This is a genomic window from Noviherbaspirillum sp., from assembly GCF_036846085.1.
In the GTDB taxonomy this organism is placed as follows: Bacteria; Pseudomonadota; Gammaproteobacteria; order Burkholderiales; family Burkholderiaceae_D; genus Noviherbaspirillum.
Genome location: NZ_DAIUCO010000286.1, coordinates 1 through 6,392, shown reverse-complemented (window position 1 = coordinate 6,392; position 6,392 = coordinate 1). Strand labels below are relative to the sequence as shown.

Below are 6,392 nucleotides of genomic sequence, written 5' to 3'. Positions count from 1 at the left end.
CCATTCGTTATTGGCCATTACGCTGATCGAACGCATGCGCAGCGCAGGCTTGCATACGGATGTACGCAGTTTATTTACACATCCTACGCTGAGCGAACTCGCATCGGAAGTGGGCGGCGTCAGCGGCATGATTTCCGTTCCCGAGAACCTTATTCCGGCTGACTGTGTTGCCTTGACACCCGAGATGCTGCCGCTGGTGCAACTCGCAGCGAGCGACATTGACCGCATCGTGAGCGCGGTGCCTGGCGGCGCTGCCAATGTACAGGACATCTATCCATTGGCGCCGCTTCAGGAAGGCATCCTGTTTCACCACCTGATGGCGGGGCGGCGTGACGTCTACGTGGCGCCCACACTGTATCGCTTCGCGTCGCGTCAACGACTCGACCAGTTCATGGGTGCGCTCCAAGCGGTGGTCGATCGGCACGATATCCTGCGCACAGCGATCGTCTGGGAGGGACTGCCGGAACCGGTACAAGTCGTCTGGCGCAAGGCGCCGCTCATCATTGAAGAGATCGTCATCGACCCGATGGCGGACGATGCAGTCGAATACCTGCATGCGATTTCGTCGCAGGATCATTACCGGCTGGACGTGCGCCGGGCACCCTTGATGCGTTCCTTCATCACGCCTGACATGGCCAGCGGCGGCTGGCTGATGCTGCACTATTTTCATCACCTCGTGATCGACCATACGACGCTGGAAGCAATGCAGCGCGAGATCCAGGCCTACCTGCGGGGCGAGGAAGCCAGCCTTCCGGCACCGCTTCCGTTCCGCAACTTCGTCGCACAGGCCCGTCTCGGTGTGGATCGAGAAGAACACAAGGCTTTTTTCAGCCACATGCTGAGCGATGTCGTCGAGCCGACCACCCCCTACGGCCTGGTTGATGTCCAGGGAGACGGCTCCGGCATCGACGAGGCCGAGTACGAGCTCGAATCCGAACTGGCACAAGCGCTGCGCGATTGTGCGCGCAGCCTTGGCGTGAGCGTCGCGAGCCTGTTTCATCAAGCTTGGGCGGCGGTGCTCGGCAGGCTGAGCGGCAGCGACGACGTGGTATTCGGCACCGTGCTGTTCGGACGCATGCAGAGCGGCGAGGGCGCCGACCGCGTGCTTGGCTTGTTCATGAATACGCTCCCGGTCCGGATCAGGCTTCACGAGGAAAACGTACAGGCAGCCGTACACCATACTCATGCCTTGCTTGCAGAATTGCTACGCCACGAGCATGCGCCCTTGACGCTTGCCCAGCGTTGCAGCGGCGTGGAGGCGCCGACACCGTTGTTCAGCGCCTTGCTGAATTACCGCCATAGCCCTGAACGATCGGCCGGTCATGATCAGCAAGCATGGGACGGCATCGAGTTTCTCGGTGGGCAGGACAGGACGAACTATCCGCTGACATTCCATGTGGACGATACCGGCAAGGGATTCGGCCTGAAAGTGCAACTGTCGCAGCCCTTCGATCCGTACCGGGTGTGCGCGTACATGGAGGCCGCTCTTGCGGGGCTGGTGCGGGCATTGCAAAGCGCATCGGCCGCATCTTGGCGCGATATCGACGTGTTACCGGAACAGGAACGCCGGGCCTTGCTCCATGACTGGAACAGGACCGAAGGCACCTACCAGGCCGAGCAATGCATGCATACGCTGTTCGAGCGCCAGGCGGCGAGCACGCCGGATATGATCGCTCTGGTGCAGGGTGACACCACTCTCAGCTACAGCGAGCTGAATGCCGCAGCAAACCGTCTTGCGCATCGCTTGCGCAAGTGCGGCGTACGGGCCGAAGCACGTGTTGCGCTATGCATGGAGCGTAGCACCGATGTGGTTGTCGCCATCCTGGCGATTCTGAAAGCAGGCGGCGCTTATGTCCCGCTGGATCCCGTGTATCCGCCGGAACGCCTGTCGTTCATGCTTCAAGACAGTGCTCCCGTCCTGATTCTTACTTGCGGCGCGCTGCCGGAAGAGACGCTCTGGAGTCTCGCTGCAAGCGCCGTTCCCTCGCTCGACCTGGCATTGGACTGTCATGAATGGGCGACCGAAATATTTGCCAATCCTGATCCGTCGGCCGCCGGAGTGACGGCGGGAAGTACCGCCTACGTAATCTATACTTCGGGCTCGACCGGGCAGCCCAAGGGCGTAATGGTCGAACACCGCGGTATCTGCAACCTGGTGGTGGCGCAGGCGGAAGGGTTTGCCGTCGATAGTGATAGCCGCGTACTGCAGTTCGCATCGCCGAGTTTCGATGCCTGCGTCTCCGAGATTGCCGTCACGCTCTGCACCGGAGCCACCCTCTATATCGCCGATCCCGGCGTGGTGCTGGCCGGACAGGCATTGAGCGAACTCATCGATCATTATGGAATTACCCACGTCACCCTGCCACCGGCGGTGCTCGCCACCATGCCGGACGATGCAATGCTGACAACTGTGAGCACGCTCGTGGTCGCCGGGGATGCGTCGAGCACAGCGTTGGTGAAACGCTGGGCGCCGGGGCGCCGCATGGTGAATGCCTACGGCCCGACCGAAACGACGGTCTGCGCGGCAATGCATCTTTGCGATGAAGCGGAGGAAGCTGCGCCGCCGATCGGCCGTCCCATCCGTAATACCCGTATCTACCTGCTGAACTTTCGGGGCCAAGCGGTTCCGGTTGGCGTTGCGGGTGAAATCCATATCGGCGGTGTTCAGGTCGCACGCGGTTATCTGAACCGCCCCGAACTGAGCGCCGAACGTTTCTTGCCTGATCCCTTCGCCGGCGATCCGGACGCAAGGATGTACCGGACCGGCGACCTCGGTCGCTACCGTGCGGACGGCAGCATCGAATTTCTCGGCCGTAGCGACTTCCAGGTCAAGCTGCGCGGCTTCCGTATCGAGCCGGGCGAGATCGAGGCGCGGCTCGCGCAGCACCCGGACGTACAGCAGGCAGTGGTGCTTTGTCGGGAAGATGAACCTGGCGATCGCCGCCTGGTCGCCTACGTCGTTCCGCAACTCTTGCAGCGCATCGAACTATGGCCATCGATCGCCGAGTACTTCGTGTACGACGACTTGCTCTATTTCGCGATGACCAATGACGAGCGCCGCAATCGAAGCTACAAGCTCGCGATCGGCCGCGCGGTCAAGGACAAAGTGGTGGTGGAAATCGGAACGGGCAAGGACGCCATCCTCGCGCGCTTCTGCGTGGAGGCGGGTGCCCGGAAGGTATACGCGATAGAGTTGCTCGAGGAGAGCTACCGCAAGGCGAAAGCCTGCATCGAGCAACTTGGCCTGAGCGACAGGATCACTTTGATCCATGGCGACGCAACCAGGGTTGAATTGCCCGAACTGGCCGACGTCTGCGTATCCGAGATCGTCGGATCCATCGGCGGCTGCGAAGGTGCGGGGGTGTTGATCAACAACGCCTGGCGTTTCATGAAAGACGACGGGGTGATGATCCCCGAGCGGACGATGACCCGGATCGCCGCGGTTACGTTGCCTGACGATTTCCTGGCCGATCCGCGCTTTTCCGACACCGGCGCCCAGTACATCGACAAGATCTTCGAGCACCGCGGCTACAAGTTCGATTTCCGTCTGTGCCTGAGCGGCGTGAGCCGGCAAAACCTGATCTCCAACGTCGGCACGCTGGAAGACCTCGACCACACGGTTCAAACCGAACCGGAGTTCAGGCGCGAAGAACGCTTCACGATCACGCGTGATGCCCGGATCGACGGCTTCCTGGTCTGGCTCAACCTGTACACCGCGTACGACGAGGTGATCGACATCATCGATCATCGATACTGCTGGCTGCCGGTGTACTTCCCCGTCTTCTATCCGGGAATCGATGTCACATGCGGCGACGCGATCCGGATGGACGTGGTCAGCAAGCTTTGCGACAACGGCATCAATCCGGACTACCACTTGTCGGGTGAGCTGATCCGCCAGAACGGCGAAGTATTTTCGTTTGTGTACAGCTCCCACCACTATCGCGAAGAGTACCGGCACACACCGTTCTACGATTTCCTGTTCGATCGCGACCCGCAAGCAGGCGCGCGGCAGGAGCGCTCGCTGCTCACCAGTGGAGAGCTCGGCGAACACCTGAAGCAGTCGCTTCCGGATTACATGGTGCCGGCGGCTTACGTGATCATGGACGCGCTGCCGATGACGGCAAACGGCAAGCTCGATCGCAAGGCCTTGCCCGCGCCCGGCGCGGAAGCGTTCGCTTCCATCGACTATGCCGCTCCGGAAGGTATGGTTGAGGAGACGCTGGCCGCGATTTGGGCCGATGTGCTGAAACTGGAGCGAGTGGGGCGGCACGATCATTTCTTCGCAATGGGCGGAGATTCATTGCTGATCATGCGCGTGGTATCCCAATTGCGCGAAACCCTGGGTATCGAAGTCAGCGTGACCCAGTTGTTCGAATATCCGGTCCTGTCCGATTTTGCACGCACCCTGGCGGACGCACAGCGCAGCGTGCTCCCGCCCATCGAGCCGGTGGACCGATCGCAAGCGCTGGTGCTCTCGTTCGCCCAGCAACGCCTGTGGTTCCTGGCCCAGATGGAAAGGGCGAGCCAGGCTTATCACGTCCCGCTCGGCCTGCACTTGCAAGGGGCGCTCGATGTGGCGGCCCTGCGCAAGGCGCTGGACCGGGTGGTGGCGCGCCACGAAGCACTGCGCACGACTTTCAACCTCGTCGACGGTGTGCCGGTGCAGTGTATCGCGCCGCCGGATGCCGGGTTCCGGCTGGTGGAAGAAGACCTGCGCGGGCAGGATGCGACCAACGGCAAATTGCAGGCGCTGATCGAAACGGAGGCAAGTGCCCCCTTCAATCTTGCGTCCGGCCCTCTGGTCCGCGGCCGTCTGATTTGCCTCGCGGCCGATGACTATGTGCTGTTGATCACCATGCATCACATCGTCTCGGACGGCTGGTCCATGGGCGTGCTGACCAGGGAAATGAGCAGCCTGTATCGTGCATTCGTCGAAGGCGTGGATGACGGCTTACCGCCACTGACCTTGCAGTATGCGGATTATGCGGCATGGCAACGGCGCTGGCTCAGCGGCGAGGTGCTTCAAGCGCAAGGCGATTACTGGCGGCGTACGCTTGCCGGCGCTCCTACGCTCCTCGACATTCCCTCCGATCGTCCACGCCCGGCGCAGCAGGACTATGCCGGTTCATTTGTTGCGCTCGAATTCGACCATGAGTTATCCCGCGAGTTGGACCGCTTGAGCAAGCGACATGGAGCGACGCTGTTCATGACGCTCCTCGGCGCGTGGGCGATTCTTCTTTCTCGCCTGTCCGGCCAAACGGACTTGATGATCGGCACGCCGGTCGCCAATCGTACCCGTACCGAGGTCGAGCCTTTGATCGGCTTCTTTGTCAACACGCTGGTGCTGCGCATGGACCTGTCGGGTTCGCCCTCTGTGAAAGAGTTACTGGAGCGCGTCAAAGCTCGAGCGCTGGAGGCGCAACAAAACCAGGATCTGCCGTTCGAGCAAGTAGTTGAAATCGTGAATCCACCGCGCAGCCTGGCACACAACCCCTTGTTCCAGACGCTGTTCGCTTGGCGCAATAACGATGAAGGCGACCTCCATATTCCCGGGTTGACGCTTTCCCAGGTCGGTTCGGGGCACGACGTGGCGCAGATGGACCTGATGCTCAACCTGGGGGAAGAAAACGGCTGCATCGTCGGCGGTGTCGAATTCGCAAGCGCACTGTTCGACCGGGCCACGGTCGAACGCTATCTGCGCTATCTGCACAACATCCTGTCCGGAATGGTGCGGGATGAACACCAGCCGGTCGAGCGCATTTCACTGCTAGATGAGATGGAACGTCAGCGCATGCTGGTGGAATGGAATGGGGCCGATGTTGCATATCCGACGGATATCTGCGTGCATACGCTGTTCGAACGGCAGGCAGTACGGACCCCGGACGCCGCTGCGGTCGTGCACGAGGATGCATGTCTGAGCTACGCTGCGCTCGACGCGCATGCCAACCGGCTCGCGCATTACCTGCGCGGCAAGGGTGTGCAGGCGGATACCCGCGTTGCAATCTGCATGGAACGCGGCATCGACATGGTGGTTGGTTTGCTGGCCGTTCTCAAGGCTGGCGGTGCCTACGTACCGCTGGACCCCGACTATCCGGTCGAGCGGCTGGCCTTCATGCTGGAAGACAGTGCTCCGGTTGCTGTGCTCACACATGGGCAAATCGGCGAGAAGGTCTGCGCGATGCTACGGTTCGCCATGGACACCAAGCCGGGCGCCGTCATCGACGTGGATGCCGATGCGCATAAATGGAGCCAGGAATCCGCACATGCCACAGCGATTGAAACAGGTACGACGGCGCGCAACTTGGCCTATGTAATTTACACCTCGGGTTCGACCGGTCAGCCCAAGGGCGTGATGAACGAGCACCGTGCGGTGGTCAACCGCCTGCAGTGGA

The 6,392-nt window shown here is 61.3% G+C and carries 1 protein-coding gene; it reads left to right on the top strand.

The window, feature by feature from the left end; all coding sequences use genetic code 11:
* A partial coding sequence (locus V7080_RS22565; RefSeq protein ID WP_334190627.1) for an amino acid adenylation domain-containing protein occupies positions 1-6,392 on the top strand: 6,392 nt, incomplete at both ends.